This is a genomic window from Haloarcula sp. K1, from assembly GCF_001647155.1.
GTDB classification, from domain to species: domain Archaea; phylum Halobacteriota; class Halobacteria; order Halobacteriales; family Haloarculaceae; genus Haloarcula; species Haloarcula hispanica.
Window position 1 is genome coordinate 774,794 of record NZ_LRHL01000043.1, and the last position, 19,384, is coordinate 794,177.

Below are 19,384 nucleotides of genomic sequence, written 5' to 3' on the forward strand. Positions count from 1 at the left end.
ATATGCCGGGCTTCGACCCGGAGACGGTGACTTCACTGCGTCGTCAAACGTAGATACAGCCTTCACTGTCGGGACCCGAGACGGGCGGTCCGGCACCGTCGGCCAGCCGGCCCGCCGAAACCACGGCGGCCAGCGAGTCCAGCGCGTCGTGGTTCCCGAGGTAGGTGTCGCGGTGATCGCCGACCGTAACGCTACAGGCTTCGACCGCTGCGACGTTTGCCTCTCGGCGCTGCCGGGGGTCATCGACGTTCTTGTACCCCTCGCGGTAGCAGCCCAGCCAGCCGAACGTCGCCGCGGGGTACACCTCCGCGACCAGCGTGTCGGCATCCCAGCCCTGCATCGGCACGACGGCTGTCGTCTCGTCGTCTCGCAGTTTTCCGAGCACGTCCCGGACGCCGTAGAAGGTCATACTGCGCGTCCGATTCGTGTAGGGACACAGCGCGCCGCGTCGGAAGTCCGTCTCCCGGCGCAGGTCACGGCTGCCGGTCGCCATCTCGGCGGTGTGCCGACAGGCCTCTGAGAGTGACCCCGGGTCAGTCGGGCCGCTACCGCTCGCAAGCCAGTCGACGAAGCCGTCCCAGGTCCCCCCGCACTGCGCGTCAAGCAGCGCCTGTGGCAGACTGAACGGGAAATCCAGCCCGACAGCGCCCACATCATCGTCGGTGATGCGATCGAAAAGGCCAGCGTGAGCCGCTTCACGGTCCCGGCCCCATTCGTCCGTCCCGCGGTAGCACCGTTGAATCGTCAGCCCGTCTTCCGTCGGGATCGCCTCGGTGACCCAGAGCGCGTCGCCAGCGGTCGCTGCGCCGCTGAAATCCACCCCGAGGACGCGTTTACTCATACACCCGAGTACGCCGGTGACGGTATCAATGTTGGGACTGGCACGAACGGGGTGGCCCCTTCCCCGTCCGTAAGGGGTTTGTCCCCGACGGACCAACGGAATAGTATGCCAGCCACTATGGAGGTCGTCTGCACGGACGACAGCTGCGAACTCGACATGTTCGAGATGCACTACACGTACGATATGCCGGACGATGTCGAACTCGCGGCGTTCTCCTGCCCGTACTGTGGCGGGACGGACTGTCTCGACGAAGTGGAACTATGATGCGGGACATCGGCTCCTCGATCAGCGACGCGATCTTCGAGAACATCGGCCGGGCCGCCGGCCGGGTGCAGGAGAACAAGCCGCTGGCCTCGGACCTGCTGGAGTCGGACGACGCCTACCTCGTCGTCTTCGACGCGCCCGGCACGACGGCGTCGGACATTCAGGTCCGGTACGTCGACGACCGCGTGGAGGTCCGCATCGACCGCTTCCGTGACTTCTACGAGGGCTTCGAGATGCGCTACCCCGGCCGCGGGCTCGCGCTCGACGGAAGCGTCACCCTGCCGAGCGACGCCGCTGTCGACCCGGAGACGGCCCAGGCCACACTCAAGAGCAACGGCACGCTCCACGTCCGCGTCCCGAAGGCTGAGCCTGGGCACGACGAGGACGCGGCAACGGATGTGGGCGTTGAAACCGACGACAGCGGGACTGACGGGGGAACCGAAGCGGATGCAAATACCGATGTCGAAGGCGAAGCCGAATCAGCTGACGAGGGCGAAGACGACTCCTGATTGGAGCGTATACACTTTCTCACAGCGCATTCACTCGTCCCAGTCACGCGTCGGGTCGTCCAGCGCGGCGAACTCTTCGGAGCCGTCGAACCGCGTTGGGTCGACCCGGTCGGGCAAATGCTCGGAGAGCGGATTCGGGCGATTGAGAACGTCTGCGGCGAGATAGTCGCCCATCGCTGGCGCGCGCATGAGCCCGTGGCCCTGCCAGCCGGTCGCCACCCAGAGCCCGTCGGCGACCTGCCCGGCCAGCGGCGCGCCGTCTGGCGTCGCTGTACACAGACCAGACCAGGCTCGGTCACAAGCCGGCGAGAGCGCCGTTGACTGCTCGACACGGTCGAGGCTCCGAGTGACGAACTCGGCGTCAGCCTCCGGGTTCCACTCCGTCGGGTCGACCTCGTGTGCGCCGTCGCCGACCAGCAGCGCGTCGGCTTTCGGCCGCCAGTAGAACTCACGCGTCGCGTCGTAGAACGATGGCAACGCGGCGTCGACCGGCTCGGTCACGAGCGCCTGCGCCCGGTAAGCTTTCAGCGCAAGCGAGACGCCGATGTCGGCAACGAGTGGCTTCGTCTGTGGGCCGGCCGCGACCACTACCGCGTCGAACGTCCGCGTTTCGTCCGGCGTTTCGACGGTCGTCGGCGACGCGAGCGAGACCGGGGTTTCCGTTTCGATGGTCGAGCCCGCTTCGCGGGCTGTTTCGGCGAGCGTGGCTACCACAGCGTCCGGGTCGAGCACGCCGGCGTCGCTGGCGAGGCCGGCCACCTCGATGCCGCTCGTGTCCAGCGCCGGGTAGCGGTCGCCGAGTTCCGCCGGCGTGAGCGCTTCGACCGCGACGCCGTTTCGCTGCATCCCCGCGATCTGCTCGCGGACGGCCGCGGCGTCGCTCTCGTCTTGTGCGACCCAGACGTAGGGCTGGGGCTCGAACAGGTCCAGGTCGCGGTAGCGAGTGATCGCGTCCGCGGCGACGGCCGCGTCTACGTCGTCGGCGAAGGCGTCGTAGCAGAGGCCGGCGGCGCGGCCGCTCGCACCGCTGCCCAGTTCATCGCGTTCGAACACCGTGACCGACGCGCCGTGACGGCCCAGCGCCAGTGCGGTCGACAGACCGACGGCCCCGCCGCCGACGACGGCGACGTTCATTTACGAGAGGAAGGGGTCAAGCCCACGCGCCGGATAGCCGACAATTGTGTCGACGCCGATGTCGTGGAGTCGCTCGGTTCGCTCGGCGACTGTCTCGACGGAGCCGACGAGCGCGTAGTCGCGGATGGCCTGTTTGAGTACGTCTCTGGCCCGACCCGTCGCTCGGCTGTCCGTCGGCGCACCGTCAGGCAGCGCGTTCCGGACCGGACCGCGCCGGGCCGCGTAGTCGCCGACGGCGTCCAGCATCGCGTCCTCGCTGTTCGAGAGCACGAGCGGGGCGTAGACGGCAATCGATCCCTCGAAGCCGGCCGTCCGGAGCGTCCGCACGTCGCGGGCCGTCGTCCGGGAGAGGAGTTCGTACTGCGTGCCCCCGACCGCCAGCGCGAGGCGTTCGATGCCCTCGGTGCCGACCCAGGGGTCGCTGGCGTCGTCGACGGCCGCCCGCAACCGCGGTGCGACGGCCCGTTCGGCCTCGTCGTCCGAGAGATACGCGCTGTGGCCGGCGACCAGTACGTGTCCCGCACCGGCCGGCAGCGCGTCGAACCCGCTGTCGTCTCCCAGCGGATCGAAGCCGTCGGCCCGGACTGGCGTGGTGACGCGTACGTCGGCGGTCGACGCCAGTCGTTCGATAGTGTCTGTCTCCGGGACGTGAGACGCCCCCTCGTAATCGATTGCGAGCGTCTCGATGTCGAGCCCCGTCGCTCGGGACACGTCCACTTCTGTCGGCTTGAGCGCCACCGCGTCGATGCCGGCGGCCGCCAGTGTCGCACCGGTAAGCGTGGTCATCCAGTACGCGATCAACGTCTCGGGGTCGCAAAATCCTGTCGCTCTCGGCCCTACCACAACCCACTCTGTGTCACTCAGCTTCGTCGCGCACGCTCGGCGGGAGGTCGTCGTCCGGCTCCATGTAGCGGTCCGGTTCGGGCGGCATCCGCCAGTCGGTTGCGAGTTCGAGCAACTGGACGAGCATCCGCGCCGTCGCGCCCCAGACGGTGTAGCCGTCGACGTAGAAGAAGTGGAGCCGTATCTCGCCGTAGTGGGGATGGTCGCGGTGTTCGGACTCGTAGTTGTCCAGGTCCGTCAGCTCCGACACCGGCAGGGGGACGATCTCGGCGACTTCCTCGTCCGAGGGCAGATAGTCGCGGTCCGGGATCCGGCCGACGAACGGGCGCACGGAGTAGCGCGTGATGGTCCTGATGTCGTCCAGCCGGCCGACGACGTTGACTGCCAGCGGGTCGAGTCCGATCTCCTCGTTGGCCTCCCGGAGCGCCGTCCGCAGCAGGTCCTCGTCTTCGGGTTCGCGGCCGCCGCCGGGGAACGACATCTGCCCGGGGTGGTCAGACAGGTGGTCAGCGCGTTTCGTGAACAGTATCGCCTCGCCCTCGGGTCGCGTGACCACCGGGGCGATGACGGCGGCCTCCTGTGGCTCGTCGTCCACGACGACTGGCTCGTGGGCCGCGACCCGGTCGAACTGCATAGCACATCGTAGGTACCCGAGCGTCTTAATTCGGGTGGCTCACTCCTGCGAACTAGCCGATTTAATGGTGCAGAATACGGATGTCGGGCTCACACGTCGTCCAGACGGTCGCGGAGGCCGTCCATTTCAACGCTCTCCCAGGCTTCGATATCGTAGCTCACGTCGAGCAGTGTCTCGACGCGGTCCTCGTCGCTGTTCTTCACTGCCATTACCGCGTCTTCTCGGAAGCGGGACTTGACGGCCTCGATGACGGCGTCGCGCGCAAGGTCGCGGGACGGTACGTCCATGATGTGCGGGAGATCGGCCGCGCCGTCGGGCAGAGCCGGGAACGCGACGGGGCCGACTACCAGCAGCGTCTCGTCTGTATCGGCGGCGTGGTCGTCGACGGCGACGAGGTGATACGAGTCGATAGCGCCGTCGATGGCCGCCGCGACCGCGTCCGGGTCGGCGTCGACGCCCTGCTTGAAGGCGAGTTCGCCGCAGGCGTCGACGAGTTCCGCTCTGGTGAGCGAGCCGAAGAGGTCGACGACGCCAGCCAGCTCGTCCGGTTGCAGGTCCATACAGGTGACGCGGCACCGAGCGGCTTCAGCCTTTAGGCTCGGGCTGCGCTCGGCAGGCGACCGTCGAGGTGCAGCGACACCATCGCAACGAGGACGACGAGCAACGCGATTCCCATGCCGCGAAGCAGTGTCGGAAACGTGACGCCGGCATCAAGCAGTCGGCCGACGAGCGCGCTCCCGGGGGCCTGCATCACCATCATTCCCGCGCCGTAGGTGGCGTAGGCGCTCGCGCGGTGGCGGTCCGGGAGCGAGCCGAGCAGGTACGCGTCCACCGCCGGGAAGATGCTGTGGATGACGTAGCCGACGACGACGCTGAACGCGGCCAGCGACCAGAATCCGGTCAGTGACGGGAGCACCAGCACACAGCCGGTAAAGGCCGCCAGAATCGTCAGGAGATACGGAATCGACGGGAGACGGTCGGCCAGCCGACCGCTGACGTAGAAGGCCGGTACGCCGGCGCCGAACGCGAGCAACAGCAGCGTTCGACCTAACCCCGCGGACAGCCCAACGCTCGTGGCGTAGGTGACGTAGAAGTTGAACAGTCCGTTCCAGACCAGGCCCGCGACGCCGATGGTGGCGACGCTGGTGACGATGATGTGCCACTGGGCGCGCGCCGCGCCGAGGAGGTCGCGGTCTTCGCTCCCGGCGTCGGGGAGTTGCGAGCGTCTCGCAATGAGCGTGAACGCGATGGTCACCAGTCCCGCGGCGACCGCTATCCCCTGCAGCGCGGTCCGCCACGTTCCGACGATGAGTACGAACGAGATCAGCGCCGGCGCGCCGACGGCGGCGAGCTGGGAAGCGACCCCATGTTGCCCGAGGGCGCGGCCGGGCCGCTCCGGGTACAGTTCGCTGACCAGCGTGTTCGCCGCAGTCAGGTAGACGCCGCTGGCAAGCCCCATAGTGAACGCGCCGACGAGCAACAACGTCGGGTCGAACGCGAACGCGGTGAACGTCGTCCCGAGCGTCAACACGACACCGGAGCCGAAGATGACCTTCGCCCGCGATATCCGGGTCAGCAGGACGCCGGTGGGAAGCCTCGGGAGGGCGCTCCCGGCCCAGGCCATCGTTGCGAGCAGTCCGAGCGTCGCATCGGACGCACCCGTCGTCGCCCGGATCGGCTCGATAAGTGGTGCAAAGACGACTCTCGCGAGGTTGATGCAGAACACCATCCCCAACAGCGAGCCGAAGATACGGCGACGAGACACGACCGGTGATAGACCGGAAGCCATGAACAACGTTCCGGAACGCCGCCACGGGGTTTTTACACGCGGGTAGCACACTGGCAGGTATGGACTCAGTGAGGAAGGCCCTCCGGGCCGGCGACGTCGAGAAGGACAACTACGGACGGCTCTCCTGTACCAGCTGTGACGAGCCGCTCGCGACGGAGAACGACCCGGACGAGGTCGGGAAAGTGCGCGTCTGCCCCGAGTGCGACGGTAAGTGGAAGGAACTCAGCTAGCTACTCGAAGACGGCGTCGAACGCGTCCGCACCGAGCGGCTCGTACCGACCGGCATCGACGTTCTCCCGGGCGTGCTCGACCGAGCCCGTGCCGACCAGCGAGCAGGTCACGCCCGGCGCGCTGCGTGCGAAGTTGATGGCGCGCTGTGCGCTCGTCTCGCCCGAGAGCTTCGCCGCCACGTCGTCTGGGACCGCTGCGGCCAGCTTGCCCTGCATGATGGATGCGCTGGTGAACACGTCCAGCCCGGCCTCGTGAGCGAACCACAGCGCCGACTGCGCCCCCTCCGCGCCGTCGTGGGATTCGACGGTGAACGCGTCGGCCATCGAGACGTTGAACGGCAACTGAATCGCGCGGAGATGCGTCGCCGCGTTGCCGACCGTCTCTGCCGCGGCGCGTGCGCGCTCGACGACCTCGGGCAGCGAGAGATAGCTGTCGTGGGCAGCGGCCACGCGGAACGCCTCCCACGTCGCGACACCGTAGTGCTCGATGTCGCCGGCTGCAGCGCGCTCCTCCAGTCGCTCGAAGGTCGCCTCTAGCTGGTCGTACACCGCTTCACGGGACTTGGACTTCAGTTGTGTCTCCGGATTGTGGACGTAGTAGAGGTCGATGGTGTCCAGCCCCAGATTCGCGAGCGAGCGGTCGACCTGGTCGTCAATGTAGTCGGGCGCGATGCAATGCTGGCCCGCGACGAGGTCGTCGCGGTCCACGATGCCGGTGTCGAGGTACTCCGACCGGACGAACGCGCCGGGGTCCGCCGGGCGCTCTCCGTCGAACGGGATGAACCCTCCTTTCGTCGCAACGGCAATCGCATCGCGGTCCACCTCGGCGTCCGCGACGGCGTCGCCGACGACCCGCTCGGAGCGCTGGTGACGGTAGTTTATCGCCGTGTCGACGACGTTGATGCCGGATTCGAGTGCCGTCACGATAGCGTCGTGGTAACTCGCGTCCCGCTCGTCGGTCGGGTCGCCGAGGTACGTTCCGATGCCGATGCTGGAGACGACGCCGTCGCCGAACCGCCGGTAGAACGTGCGCGCGAACTCGTCGTGGTCGTCCCGGTACGCCCAGGTCGCCTCCCGTGTGGCCATACCGGGTGTTGGTCGGGCAGTGACAAAAGGACAGAGATTCACTGGAGTCGGCGACAGCGCAGGAGTCGCCTGTCACAGTTCGCCGCTCATCGCATCGAACACCCGCTCGCGGAAATCTTCCCGGGAAACGCCGTTACTGGGGCCGAGGCCGGCCATGTGCTCGACCGGGACCTTGCCGCCGCCCATCCGAGCGTGGCCGCCGCCCTCGGCCATCGGGATATCGTCGACGACGGCCTCTATCGCCCGGCCGATGTGGACCCGGTCGTCCCGCGAGCGCCCGGCGATGCGCATGGTCCCTTTCTTCTCGCCGACAACGACGACCGCTGAGACGCCCTCTAACGTCTCCAGTTCGTCCGCCGCCTGCGGAATCGCGTCCGTGTTCGACACCTCGCCCACATCACTGAACGCGTAGGGCGCTCGCACCTCTCGTTTCCCGATGGCTCGGGATTTCACGTCGAGGACTTCGGCGTCGACCTGCGGGTTCGCGATACGGTTGAGCAAATCGCTGTCCATCCCATCGTAGAGGAACGCAGCGGCCGCGAAGTCCTCGGACTCACACCCGTTTGTCAGCGACCGGGTATCTGACTGGATGCCGTACATCAGCCCCGTTGCCAGCGCACAGGGGATGGTTTCTGCCGGTGCCGCGTCGATATCGATACTCTCCCCCGTGTCGCTGAACTCGAACTCTAACTGATTGAAGTAGCTCGCGAAAATGGTCGCACAGGCCCCGTAGTCGGACCGGATGTCGGTGAACTCGTTGCCACTCCCGTTGCCGGGATGATGGTCGATGACGGCAACCGGCTCGACCTCCTCGGCCCCGGGGAAGCCGCGTGCCGTGTTGTGGTCGACGAGGACGACTGCCTCCCCGTTGATGTCGTTGACAGTCTCGATGTGGTCGAAGTCCAGATCCAACACCGTCTGGAAGGCCCGGTTCTCCGGACGGCGTATCTCCCCCGGGTACTGTAGCGACGCCGATGTCTCGGTGCCGGCGATGAGTTGGTTGACAGCCAGAGCAGAGGCCATCGCGTCTGGATCGGGATTCGGGTGCATCAACACCGTAATCCGGTCGTAGTGGGTCAACGTTCGACGCAGTCGTTCGCCGGGCGTTCGGTTGAGATACCGACGCAACCAGATGCCGGCACCGAGGAGGGCGAGAAGAACCACAGCGACACCAGCGACCAGCAGGGGGTTCTCGCTAGCGAACGCCGCGGCGGCGTCGATCTGGAGTCCGCCGGCGGCAACGCGTGTCATACCACGCTGTTCGCCAGCCTATCAGTAATAAAGTTCGCCCCCGATACAGCTAATTTTGCCGGTATTCCCGGACGGCGTCGCGGTACCCCTCCCGGAAGGTCGGGTACTCGAATTCGTAGCCCAGTTCCCGAAGCCGATTGTTCGAGCATCGCTTGCTCGTCTGGATACGGCGCTTCGCCGTCTCCGAGAGGCTGTCGTCGGCCAGTCGTTCCGCTGTCGTCTGTTTCGGCGGGAACGGGACGTCACACTGTTCGGCCAGCCAGTCGGCGAATGCCCACTTCTCGACGGGTTCGTCGTCGACGACCAGCACGACTTCCTCCCGGTGGTCTCCCGTCAGCAGGTGGCGCACGGCCCCGGCCGCGTCGGCCCGGTGGACCATGTTCAGGTAGCCGGCCGTCACCGGTCCCTCCAGGTACCGCTCCAGTCGGTAGCGGTCCGGGCCGTACAGGCCGGCGAAGCGAGCGACCGAGCCGTGGCCGCCGTGTTCCACGGGGCGCTCACGGGCTACGCGCTCTGCTTCGGCCAGTACCTCGGTCTTCTCGGTCTGTGGGTCCAGCCCCGTCTCTTCGTCGACCCACGCGCCGTCGTGGTCGCCGTAGACGCCGGTGCTGGAGGTGTACACCAGTCGCTCGGGCGGGTCCGCCCGCGACCAGAAGTGGTCGATAGCCGTCCGGAGTCCCTCAACGTACACTTCGCGGGCGGCCTCAGCTCCCCTGCCGCCGGAACTCGCGGCGAAGACGAGCCAGTCGGCGTCCGGCACCGCCGACAGCGACTCGGGGTCGGTCACGTCGGCGCGGACCGCTTCGAAGCCGGCGTCCTCTATAGCTGCGATGCCGTCGTCGGACCGGCGAACGCCCACGACCTCGTGGCTGCTCCGCAACTGCCGTCCGAGTTCCAAGCCGACGTAGCCACAGCCTAGAATGGCGACGCGTTCCGTCACCGCTTCTCCCCCTCGATGTAGCTGTGCAGGAGGGCGTACTCGGCCAGTGTCACCGGGTATCTACCCTCGATTTTCTGCTGGATCTCCTTCGGCTCCAGTTCGTCGTCGATGCCGGAGGCCAGCGATTCCACGTCCATTACGGCTGTCGTCATCCCCATCAGGAGGATGTCTTGCGCCTCGGCCTGCAGCGCGTCGGCGTCCGGCCGGTTCGGGTGGGTCGCCAGGACCGAGACCGCCTCATCGAGCGTTCGGTCGCCGATATCGCTGTCGGCGAACGCTGTCACTGTCGCTTGATCGAGATCGGTCTCGGCGACGATTTCCTCGATGCCGACTGTCTCGACTGTCTCGGCCAGCACAGTGCTGTAGGCCGCCAGTAACTCCTCGTGGGACTGCTCGCCCGCGTCCGGAAACTCGCCTCGAAGCATGGGTGTCGGTATGGCCCCGGGGTATTTCACTTCCGTTATGCGGCCCGGGGTCAGGTACCTGCGTGCGGCCACCCGCTCGATTCCTCCACGGCGGTCCCGCCCTTGTCACCGACCCCGCGCGGTTTGGGCGGTACCACGACGACAACGCCCGTATCGGCGCTGAACGAGACGCGGTCGGCGGTACCCAATCGCTCTGTCGATCCGTCGTCGTCCACGTCGAGCGTGACGTTGTGCCCGTCACGCGCATAGGTGGTCCGTGCGCCTGGCTCCCTCGGCGGGCCGTGACTCGCAGAGACGGCGAACCTGGCGTACTCGCCCTTGACGGTAACCCACCAGATGTTCGCCGTCGCGTACCAGGGGGTGACCGGCGGTGCCAGCGGGAGGCCAGCCGGCAGTTTGTCCGTTCCGAGACGCTTCTTCGCGAACTGCTGGACCTTCTGTTCCCCTGCGTTCGCCAGCGCTTTGCTCAGTTCGTCTTTCGCAACGGACCGTACCGCCGAGGCCGTCCCGTTTGTCGACTCCAGCGTCGGTCTGGTCGCTGGCGTGTCGACTGAGAGCAGCGTCAGGCGGAGACGGTCGCGTTCGACCCGCGTGAGGTTCAGCCGGGCACCGGCGACGTGGGCGACCCGTTCCTGCGCGGAGCCGTTGGTCAGCGCCAGCGCTCGGGCCGCCGGTGTGTCCCATGGCGACAGCGCTTCAGTGACAATGGCCTTGCTCTCGCCCTGTTCAGCTTCAGTGTGCTGGGAGACTGCCAGCCAGAGCGTCGTCGTCAGCTCCTCGTTGGCCGCTTCCACCTCCCGCTGGAGCGCATCACGTTCCGAAGCGAGCGTGGCGCTCGACTCGTCTTCGAGGGTTTCGTTCGCGGCTGCGAGTGCGTTCGCTGCCGTTGCAAGGCGCACCCTATCGCCACCCTCGAACGCACCGCCAACGACGGCGTCGGCGGCGTCGCCGTAGGGGACCGTGAACACGTTCGCGTTCCGCGCCACCAGCGGATGCTCGCTTCCGTCCAGCGCGCGATACCGACTCTCGTTCAGTTCGGCCAGCGTCAGATACGGCGTTTGCGTATCGACCCGCGTCCTGACGGGACCGGCCGGACCGACCGGGACCGGGCGTGACCGGGGGACGCGCGTCTCACGGGCCGTCAATCCTTTCCGGAGGGCACGCAGCGACCCCTCGGTGCGTTCCGTTAGCTGTGCGTCGACTCGCTTCCGGTTACTGTCCCGAACCGAGGCCTGCCTATCTAGCTCCGTCAACACTGCATTCAGATAGGTCAGCCGGGCCGCGGCGCGGGCCTTCTGGGCCGTACTGTCGTAGGTGTCCGGCACGGCCGCGAGGTCGGCACGGCGCTGTGCGACCCGCTCCCGAAGTTCCCGCGGGGGATTCGTCTCGAAGGTCCCTACACGTCCGCGCTCGACGGTGACGGTCGTGTTGCGGATTGGCTCCCGTAGAGCCATCAGGTCCCGATACACCCACTCGTGCAGTTCCGGTGGTCGGTCGGCCGTCACCGTCGCTTCCGTCCGGCCCAGGCTGTCGTCGACGACTCGCTCGGCGGTCTCGTCTCTCCCCCCGGCGTGGCCGACGAGCCTGTCCATCGCTTTCGGCTCCACATCGGCGAGGTTCGACCCGTTCAACGGGCTTGCGCTGGCGTCGTGTGCGGTCCGAATCGAGCGGTTCGGTGCCACTGAGCGGCCGTGATGGCGGCCGACGACGGCGACGGTCACGCGATAGCGCGCGGTGCTCGACACAGTCGTGCGCCGACGCACTGACCCGTTCTGCCAGACGGCGGTCCGCGTGTACTGTCGCTCGACGGTCCGGCTGAACGTCTCCAATCTGTGCCAGCCGTCCGGCGTCGCAACACCCCCGCTGGCGTTCCCGACCGCCTCAACGGATGTAGTCGTCCGGTCGGCGACTAGTGTCCACTCGCTGCCCGGCGAGGCCGGCTTCCCCGGCGGCCCCCCGCCCAGTCGGTGCTCGTCGACTTCCAGCGCTACCTCGACGGTGTACGCGTCTTCGAGCGTTTCGTTGAGCGCCGACGGCTCGGTGACGGACCGGAACGCGGTGTCGGCCGTCTCGTTGACGCCGATGGTCATCGAATCCCCCGGGCTCGGACTGGCCGTGGACTTCGGGCGCGGCGGCGTCTCGCTGACCGGTTTGTAGTCGGCCTGATCGAGCACGTCGCTGGAGACAGCGGAACCCCTGCTCCCCCGAACGACGTCTTCGATTCCCGTCATCGCTGTCGCCTCTGTCAGAGCACGACGACCGGCGGGGTCACTCCGCCCGAAGGTCGACCGCTGGACGCCGAGCAGTGCGCCGTTCGTCGCCAGCGAGACGTGCCGGTTCGCGACGACGTTCTCGACGCCTGCGCCGCCGTACTGGGCATATCCTCTCGCCCACGCCATCGGGTACAGCCGCGCTGTCATCCGCTGGCTCAGGCCCGGCTTGTCCAGACCGTTGTTCAACCGCGTCTGGTAGGTTGACACCTGGTCGTGGAGCATGAGCGCCTGGTTCGGAACGACGACGGTCGGCGAAACCCGCCGTGTCGAGACCACCGCTCCGTTGCGCCGAACCGTCAGAACGATATTCTCGACCGTCGCCCGCATCGCGGTCTCGTTCGGCCCGGCGCGTTCGACCGAGACGCGACGTTTCGCAGCCCGGAGGTCGCTCGCGTTAGAAACCGTCGGCAAACTGGCGGTCACGGTCACGTCACCGCTTCGGCCGGTGACGCGCTCCAGTCGGTCCGCAACCCGGAGATAGGCGCGGATTCTGAGCGAGTCCCGGAACGCCGTCGAGCCGTTCAGCACCCGGCCAGTGGGCGTATCGGCCGGCGTGACGACCGGGTTCGCGGCCGCCTGCCGGCCGGCCGTCGAGACGCCGTCCCGCACGGCGACCTGCGTCTCCGCCGTGGCCTGATTCAGCGCCCGCTCGACGGCTGTTTCGCTCGGGGCCGGCTCGCTAACGAACGTCGGGGCCAGCGTGAGGCTGCTTACCAGAAGGAGGACGCCGAGCAACGCGAACGGGATCCGGCCGCGGGTGTCGTCCCTCACGGAGACCACGTCCTGACAGTGACGCGGACACGGCTTAGTTGAACGGCGCTGGCGGCGTCCGCTGGCGAGTCGTACCGCGACCGCATGTCGGTCCGAAGCCGGGCGGCGAGCGCCGCGGTCAGGTCGCGGTTCATTTCTGTCGCCGACTGCTGCTCAACGGCAACGCTCGCCCCCGTCAGGTCGGCCATGCGCTCGTACCGCGCGGCCAGCAGCACGTCCGAGGGGTAGTCGCCACGGAGAGCGTACCGCGACTGTGTCGGCGGGAACAGCCCGTCGACGACGCTCCGAGCTACGACCGTCGCCACGCCGTCGTAGCCGCCTGTCTTTGCTGCTTCACGGGCCGGCTCCGAGACGGCCTCCATCCCGCTCGGAACTGTTACCGTCGCCGCCCGAACGTCCACGCTGTCAGGGGGCCGGTCGCCGACGCGGTACTCGCCGCTGACTGGCGCACTGGGATACGGTGCCCAGGTGACGCGGACGGACGTTCGATGCCCACGGCTGTGGAGTCTGTCACGCGTCGCCGCAGCGACTCGGGACTCGAAGTCCGTGCCGGCGCTCGATACCCGCTCGCCGTCCACGGTGACACCGCTCATCGCCGCCTCACCGAGCAGTTCCGCGACGGTCCCGTGGCTCGTCCGCTGCCGTCGCGTGGCGTGGTCGGGTGGCCTGTGGCGGTCGGACGGTGGGACGAGCAAATCGTACTCGACGCTCGTGGTGCTCGTCGCCAGCGCCGACGCTTGCTCGGCCGCAGGGTTTGGGGTTGCTACCGGCTTTTCCACCCCGACACCGCTCACGAGAGTCCCTGCGGCCGCACCGACGAGCAGAAGAAACACCGTCACGTCGGCGACGGCGCTCATGGCTCGGGTCATCGCCACACCCGAACGGTGAGCGTTCCCCGGCGGACTGCCCCCGGCCCGACCTGCACGCTCACTGTTCTGGTTTCGGTGTCGGCGCTGCTCGGTGGCTTCTGGCCACTGCTCCATCGCCCGCCAGCCGTCGCCGTGATGGTCGCGTTCCCGTGGTAATTCGCCGGCACTGCATCGAGCGCGGTGTCGAGCGCGCCGGGCTGAACGATGCCGGCCGACGAGAGCCGCTGTTCCACAGCATCGGCGGTCGGGGTGGCGATATTGCGGTCATCATCTAACGTTCCGAATGCTTCGTCTACTACGCCGGCGTACAGCGCCACGCCGAGCGTGACGGCGAAGACGGCGACGAGTGCGGCCAGCGGCTCCGTCGTCGCTCTATCCGACGATGGTGACATCGGTCCCTCCCCAGGCGACGTGCCTGACCGTCAGTCGGTCGGGGGCCGGTCGCCACCCGTCGTCACCGGCCCGAGTTTGGCGGGTGTCCCGACGGAAGGCGTCGGGCGAGTCGTACACCGCCTTCGGTCGCTCACCGTTCAACACAGCCTGTAGCCGGTCGGTCCGCGCCGGGACAGCCGCTCGGATCAGTCGTGCGGTGGCTGTCCCGCCGTCGTTGCGAAGGCGGAGGTCACGCCCGTTAAACCGCCACTCCGTAGCGACGACTCGTCGGTGTGCGACGGACCCGGGCGGGCTGGTGGTGACCTCATCGATAGTTGCGGCTGTCGCCGTCGCGTCCGGCGGTGCGGTCGTCGGCAGGCCGACGACGACGCCAAGAACGGCCACGCTCACCGTTCCCAGACCGACCCAGAGGTACAGCGTATCGACGTACGTCTCGAACATAGAACGGCCTGGCCGCGGCCTCCGATTTAAACACTCAGACCAGCAGCCCGGTAGCGACCACGGCGACGAGGAAGGTGGCCGTGGCCGACAGGAGCGCCAGACCGGTTCGGTAGCCGACGAGCGCCCGGTCGAGGCCCCGGTGCAGGCCCGTCGACAGCGCCGTCAACAGGACAGCCAGGACGAGAACGTACCAGCCGACGACCGGGCCCAGCAGCGCGCTCGAAATAGTGCTGAACTGCTCGCCGCCGCCCATCGACCCGGCCAGCGCAACCGTCGCACCGCCGATCAGCGGCCCGAACAGCGCGGCGGTGTTCGACAGCGTTTCGGTTATTTGCGAGAGGTCACGACGCGTCTCACGCTCGATGGTGCGGAGCGCATCCAGATGCTCACCCATCGTCGTCACGGACTCCCCTGCCGGTGGCCCGATTGTCGCGGCCGTATCCAGCAGCGTCGCCACCCGACGGGCCCGATGGCTCGGAACATCAGCGAGCGCGCCGCCGGGACCCAGAAACGCCCCCTCGACGCTGGTGCCGAGACGCTCCTGACGCGCGACGGCGGCTTCGATGACGGCGCTGGTCGGTTCGGGAGTCTCGTCGACAGCCTCGACGAGCGCGGCTTCGACTGACTGGCCGCGGTCCAGCCGTCGACCGACGGCAGACAGCGCGTCGGGGAGGCCCGCTTCGATGTCGGTGACGCGGTCCCGGACCTCGGCGACGGGTCGGTAGTAGCTGACGAGCGCGCTCCCGACGCCGGCCCCGAGTGCCCCGATAGGAGACGCCCACGCAGCGACGAGCGCGCCGGCAAGGAGCCACCCCCCGATTCCGGCGACGATGCCGACCACAACTGACGGGAGTGCCGATGCCGGCACGTCCGGGTGGCTTCGCGGGATTGTCGCCGGCGGGAACGCGACCGGTCGCCGGCCCAGGAGCCAGCAACAGGCGACCAACAGTGCGCCGGGCAAGACCACGACGTAGGTCCCGACCAGCACAGGGGCGGTCACTGGCACACCCGCGGCAGCGGCGGCGGGCAACAGCGACGCCATCGCCAGCGGTAGGAGCACACCGAACGCGTACAGGCCGGTCGCTGGGCCGCGGAGCGAGGCCGCGAAGGCCGCCATCTCGTCGCGCGTCCCGTCGAGGATGCATCGCCGCGCGCGTTCGAGGACCTCGGGCCGTTCCTCGGCTGGGGCCGCCGTCGCGTTCTCGACCAGTCCGACTGCGCGTTCGAGCGCCGGGAACCGGTCGCTCCAGGCCGCCGCGAACGTTCCCAGACCGCTCCGTGGCGTGCCCGCGGCTCGCTGTCGATGGTGTTGCAGCCGTGTGGCGAGCAGGCCGTTTCCGGCCCGTCCGGCGAACGCCGCCGCCCGCTCAGCACTGGGCCACAGCGTTGCGCCGAGCACCAGTGTCGTGACGAGCGACGGCGCGGTCCCCAGCGCTCGAATCCGCTTTGCTTCGGCGGCGAACGGCACGCCGTACCGTCCCAGCGCCGCGACGCTCAGGGACAGAGCGAGGAGTCCGAGGCTGACAGTCGTCGCCAGCAGTCCGGTCACCGTCACAGCGGCGAGCAGTGCGAGCAGGGAGCCACACACCGAAACGGCGTAGCTCGCCGTCAGCAGTGCTTCAGGCGGGGCCGAAACCGAGAGCAGCCGACACGCTCGCCGGTAGTCGTCTGGTACCTCGATAGTGTCAGGATAGGTCGCACCGACCGCGGTTGTGAGCGGTGCGGCTGGTGCCGTGCTCGCGCTGTCGCCGGAGTCGTCTGAACCGCTGGCGTGTCTCACGGCTGGGCCTCGTCTGTGGGCGGTTCGTTCCCGCGTGTCTCGACAGCCACTGACTCCTCGAATCGTTCGGTTCGCGCCTCGATAGTGTCGCGTACCTCAGCATAGGACTCGCCGGGTGCGGCGAGCGACTCCACCAGACGGCTGCTACCCCGCTCTAAGCGACCGGTGGCTGTCGCTGTCGGCCCATTGCGCTCATAGAGCATCTCGAAAGAAACGTCGTCGCCGTGGGAGACGATTTCCGCGACAGATGCGATGCCGCGGCCGTGCTCCGACGCGGGCGGAGCCAGCGTCACCACGAGGTCCGTCGCAGCGAACGACTGCACCGGGACGCTGAGGTCAGACACCAGCCGTTCCCGAACCGCTTTGGGGCCGTTGCCGTGAATCGTCCCGAGGACGGCCCCGTCGCCGCCACCGACACGCATCGCCTCGTAGAGAACGCTGGCCTCCTCGCCGCGGACCTCCCCAACGGCGAGCGCGCCCTCGCCGAGCCGGAGCGCGGTCCGCAGGGCTTCCGTGGCGTCGACCGACGGCCCCTCTCCGCTGGCGGTCCGAAGCGCCTGTACGTCCCGGCCGTCGGACTGCAGTGACGACGCCGGCAGTTCGGGCGTGTCCTCGATGAGTAGCGTCCGGACCTCGTGGGGGAGTTCCCAGAGCAACGCCCCGAGTGTCGTCGTCTTGCCCGCACCGCGGGGGCCGGCGACGAGGCAGGCCCCGCCGCGCTCCGCGGCGACGGAGAGCAGCCCGGCGACGGCTGTCGGCATCGTCCCGTTGTCGACGAAGTCGGCCAGTCGCCACACGTCGCTGTCGTGGGCGCGAAAGGCGAAGGCGAGGCCGTCGCTGACCGGTTCGCTCACGCCAGCGACGCGAATCTGTCGGTCAGCCACCGTCGCCGTTGCATCGAGCGTCGGGCTCGCTCGCGAGAACGCCCGGCCGCTCGACCGTCTGAACGTCGACGCCAGCGTGTTCGCGCCCGCCGGCGTCAGGCGGACATTCGTTCGCATCGTCTCGCCGTCACAACGCACTCGGAGCCGGGTATCACTCACTGGGGCTGTCGCGAACACGTCGGACACCCGCTGATCGGCGAAGATATCTTCCAGAATCCCGAGCCCGCCCGTGTGTTTCTCCAGCACGGCACCGACAGCGGTTGCCGTCGTACTGTCGCCGGCCACCGCGGTAGCTGCGTCGTACGGGTGACAGCCGCCGTCGGCGGCAGCGGTGGCGACTCGCTCGTACGCTTCGACGAGCGTCTCCATCGTGTCCGCGTCGAACCGCTGTTCGCGGGGCTCGATATGATACATCGGCAGGTGGTCGCTGCGCGTGTCGTATCGCCGAACGACGGCCTCTGTCGGGAGCGTCTGCTGGTCCCGAAGCGCTGCGTCCACTGGTGGCGCTGCCCCGACGCGGGTGTCGCTAATCGTTGGCCCAGTGTATGCAGTGAGCGCCTGCTCGCTGGTATCGAAGCTTTCTGTGGCGACCGCCAACCCGGTCTCCGCTGCCAGGTCAGCGACCGGCCCCGCTCGGCCGACTGCCTCCGCGGCGGCAGCGACGGGGTCCCGGCGAGCGCGGTCTGCGAGGCGGTCGTCCAGCGAGGCGACTCTGGTCGCGAACCGGCCAGCCGCGGTGAGTACCGCTGCCGCCCGGTCGACGTACACTCGCTCCTGTCCTGCTTGCTCCGTGACGACGGTATCGATACCGGTCGACGAGAGCGAATCGACGACCGTCGCCCGGCAGTCAGCCGACGCGGCGAGGTCACCACCGCCCGGACACTGGTCCGCCGTCACTACCAGCCGCTCACCCTCGATTGCCGTTTCACAGCGGCAGTCCGACGCCGATGACCCGAAGAGCCACTCACGCATGGCTCCCCCTCGCCGCGGCTTCGGACTTAAACCGATGGACCCGCAGCACCCGCTGGCCGTCCGACCGCGTCAAGACGAACACGAGTCGATGTGTACCGGGTTCGTCGAGCCGGTCGGTCGTCGCTGTCGTTCGGATCGGGATACCGACCAGCCGCTCGGTCTGTTTCCGAGACTCGACTGTCCATGTCACGACGCCGACACCAGCCCGCTCCGCGAACTGCAGGTGACTGACGCCGGCATTCGTGTAGGTCCGCGGGGGGAGTCGTATCTCCACCGCGCGCCGCGCGTCACCGTTCGCCGTCGCGTCGTCAGTCTCGACTAAAGTGGTCAATTCGGCCCCCAGTTCGTCCAGTTGACGCTCCATGGCACCACTGGCTGCGTCTGCTCGGGCCGTCGATAGCGCTGGCGCTGTTGCACCGACAAGTGCGGTCATGACCGCGACGGCGAGAACCAGCCGGTATATCACAGCAGCGCACGGATACGTCCGATAACGCCCGCGTCAGTGGTCTCGTCGTCGGGATCACCGCCGTCGGTGATGGCGGAGAAATCGGTCGGTTTCCCGGTCGTGGCGTTCGCTTCTGTGTGCTCGCCGCTATCCGACAAGCCTGGATGGCCTTGTACCGCCTCCGCCCGTAACTGGTCGGTCCCCGCCGCTGATGGGTCAGATGCCGACGGCGATGCCAGTTCCTCGTCGAGTCGGACTTCCAGTCGGTCGGTCGCCGCCAGCGCCGCGTCGGCGCGTTGCTCGACATCTTCGTTGACCGCGCGGATGTTCCCCACGTAGCCGCGGAGGGCCTGCGTGGCGGCTTCGAGCTCCGCCGTCCGCTCGTCGATGTCGTCGATACGCTGCTCGACGGTGGCCACGCGGCTCTCCAACTCAGCGAGTTCCGTCACCTCCGGGAACTCAGTCGTTCCGTCCGTGACCGCGCGTTCGACCGTGCGGAGCCGTTCGGCCAGCGTCTCGATATCTGTCATGCCCGGCCCTGGTCGCGTGCTGGTATTTGAACGCTCGGACGGGGGACTGCGGGAAGCGTACCGGCTGCTGCCAGCAAGTG

General features: G+C 68.0%; 21 protein-coding genes. 3 read left to right on the forward strand and 18 right to left on the reverse strand.

From position 1 onward, the window contains the following. Positions 1 to 43: 43 nt before the first annotated feature. Entirely contained in the window at positions 44 to 841 is a 798-nt protein-coding gene (locus AV929_RS17435; protein ID WP_064288849.1) for a DUF429 domain-containing protein, read from the reverse strand. 105 nt (positions 842 to 946) lie between these two features. Here AV929_RS17435 and AV929_RS22460 point away from each other — a divergent pair, with 105 nt between their 5' ends. Continuing rightward, positions 947 to 1,105: a hypothetical protein gene (locus tag AV929_RS22460; protein WP_004517194.1), complete on the forward strand. Its 159-nt coding sequence runs from the start codon at positions 947 to 949 to the stop codon at positions 1,103 to 1,105. Continuing rightward, positions 1,102 to 1,614 (forward strand): Hsp20/alpha crystallin family protein, encoded by a 513-nt coding sequence (locus AV929_RS17440; RefSeq protein ID WP_014041074.1) that lies wholly within the window; start codon positions 1,102 to 1,104, stop codon positions 1,612 to 1,614. The genes AV929_RS22460 and AV929_RS17440 overlap by 4 nt, the downstream gene beginning before the upstream one ends. 30 nt (positions 1,615 to 1,644) lie before the next feature. Here the strand turns inward: AV929_RS17440 and AV929_RS17445 are convergent, their stop codons facing one another. From AV929_RS17445 to AV929_RS17465, 5 genes are all read right to left on the reverse strand, one after another. Beyond that, positions 1,645 to 2,748, reverse strand: coding sequence for an FAD-binding oxidoreductase (locus AV929_RS17445; protein WP_064288850.1), 1,104 nt, complete (start codon positions 2,746 to 2,748; stop codon positions 1,645 to 1,647). Next, positions 2,749 to 3,534, reverse strand: a complete 786-nt coding sequence (locus AV929_RS17450; RefSeq protein ID WP_064288851.1) for a hypothetical protein — start codon at positions 3,532 to 3,534, stop codon at positions 2,749 to 2,751. A gap of 70 nt (positions 3,535 to 3,604) precedes the next feature. Further along, positions 3,605 to 4,225: a CoA pyrophosphatase gene (locus AV929_RS17455; protein ID WP_014041071.1), complete on the reverse strand. Its 621-nt coding sequence runs from the start codon at positions 4,223 to 4,225 to the stop codon at positions 3,605 to 3,607. Positions 4,226 to 4,314: 89 nt separating this feature from the next. Beyond that, positions 4,315 to 4,785 carry a hypothetical protein gene (locus AV929_RS17460; RefSeq protein WP_064288852.1) on the reverse strand — a complete coding sequence of 157 codons (471 nt, stop codon included), beginning with the start codon at positions 4,783 to 4,785 and terminating at the stop codon, positions 4,315 to 4,317. Positions 4,786 to 4,817: 32 nt separating this feature from the next. Further along, positions 4,818 to 5,954 carry an MFS transporter gene (locus tag AV929_RS17465; protein WP_044951980.1) on the reverse strand — a complete coding sequence of 379 codons (1,137 nt, stop codon included), beginning with the start codon at positions 5,952 to 5,954 and terminating at the stop codon, positions 4,818 to 4,820. A 119-nt stretch (positions 5,955 to 6,073) separates the two neighbouring features. On the opposite strand from AV929_RS17465, the gene AV929_RS22465 reads away from it, so the two are divergent. Continuing rightward, complete coding sequence (locus AV929_RS22465) at positions 6,074 to 6,244, forward strand: HVO_0758 family zinc finger protein (protein ID WP_004517187.1); 171 nt, start codon at positions 6,074 to 6,076, stop codon at positions 6,242 to 6,244. On the opposite strand, the gene AV929_RS17470 is transcribed toward AV929_RS22465, so the two are convergent. The 12 genes from AV929_RS17470 to AV929_RS17525 form a co-directional block, all read right to left on the reverse strand. Further along, positions 6,245 to 7,330: an aldo/keto reductase gene (locus AV929_RS17470; protein WP_014041068.1), complete on the reverse strand. Its 1,086-nt coding sequence runs from the start codon at positions 7,328 to 7,330 to the stop codon at positions 6,245 to 6,247. A 72-nt stretch (positions 7,331 to 7,402) separates the two neighbouring features. Further along, positions 7,403 to 8,581, reverse strand: a complete 1,179-nt coding sequence (locus tag AV929_RS17475) for a bifunctional oligoribonuclease/PAP phosphatase NrnA (RefSeq protein ID WP_064288853.1) — start codon at positions 8,579 to 8,581, stop codon at positions 7,403 to 7,405. Between the two features lie 49 nt (positions 8,582 to 8,630). Continuing rightward, positions 8,631 to 9,521: an SDR family oxidoreductase gene (locus AV929_RS17480; protein WP_064288854.1), complete on the reverse strand. Its 891-nt coding sequence runs from the start codon at positions 9,519 to 9,521 to the stop codon at positions 8,631 to 8,633. Continuing rightward, the gene (locus AV929_RS17485; RefSeq protein WP_050036942.1) at positions 9,518 to 9,946 is read right to left on the reverse strand and encodes a DUF5791 family protein; all 429 of its coding nucleotides are present in this window, start codon (positions 9,944 to 9,946) and stop codon (positions 9,518 to 9,520) included. Before AV929_RS17485 ends, AV929_RS17480 begins: the two co-directional genes overlap by 4 nt. A gap of 50 nt (positions 9,947 to 9,996) precedes the next feature. Continuing rightward, a complete protein-coding gene (locus AV929_RS17490) occupies positions 9,997 to 12,999 on the reverse strand; it encodes a hypothetical protein (protein WP_064288855.1) in 3,003 nt (1,000 codons plus the stop codon). Continuing rightward, positions 12,987 to 13,847 carry a hypothetical protein gene (locus AV929_RS17495; protein ID WP_064288856.1) on the reverse strand — a complete coding sequence of 287 codons (861 nt, stop codon included), beginning with the start codon at positions 13,845 to 13,847 and terminating at the stop codon, positions 12,987 to 12,989. The genes AV929_RS17490 and AV929_RS17495 overlap by 13 nt, the downstream gene beginning before the upstream one ends. Before the next feature lie 8 nt (positions 13,848 to 13,855). Next, positions 13,856 to 14,251, reverse strand: coding sequence for a hypothetical protein (locus tag AV929_RS17500; RefSeq protein WP_014041062.1), 396 nt, complete (start codon positions 14,249 to 14,251; stop codon positions 13,856 to 13,858). Further along, positions 14,232 to 14,693, reverse strand: coding sequence for a hypothetical protein (locus AV929_RS17505; RefSeq protein WP_014041061.1), 462 nt, complete (start codon positions 14,691 to 14,693; stop codon positions 14,232 to 14,234). The genes AV929_RS17500 and AV929_RS17505 overlap by 20 nt, the downstream gene beginning before the upstream one ends. Before the next feature lie 34 nt (positions 14,694 to 14,727). After that, on the reverse strand, positions 14,728 to 16,473 hold the full coding sequence (locus tag AV929_RS17510; protein ID WP_064288857.1) for a type II secretion system F family protein: 1,746 nt from the start codon (positions 16,471 to 16,473) through the stop codon (positions 14,728 to 14,730). Then, positions 16,470 to 18,329, reverse strand: a complete 1,860-nt coding sequence (locus tag AV929_RS17515; protein WP_064288858.1) for an ATPase, T2SS/T4P/T4SS family — start codon at positions 18,327 to 18,329, stop codon at positions 16,470 to 16,472. The genes AV929_RS17510 and AV929_RS17515 overlap by 4 nt, the downstream gene beginning before the upstream one ends. Next, positions 18,322 to 18,795 carry a hypothetical protein gene (locus tag AV929_RS17520; RefSeq protein ID WP_050007875.1) on the reverse strand — a complete coding sequence of 158 codons (474 nt, stop codon included), beginning with the start codon at positions 18,793 to 18,795 and terminating at the stop codon, positions 18,322 to 18,324. The genes AV929_RS17515 and AV929_RS17520 overlap by 8 nt, the downstream gene beginning before the upstream one ends. Then, positions 18,792 to 19,304: a hypothetical protein gene (locus AV929_RS17525; protein ID WP_064288859.1), complete on the reverse strand. Its 513-nt coding sequence runs from the start codon at positions 19,302 to 19,304 to the stop codon at positions 18,792 to 18,794. The genes AV929_RS17520 and AV929_RS17525 overlap by 4 nt, the downstream gene beginning before the upstream one ends. Positions 19,305 to 19,384 lie beyond the last annotated feature (80 nt).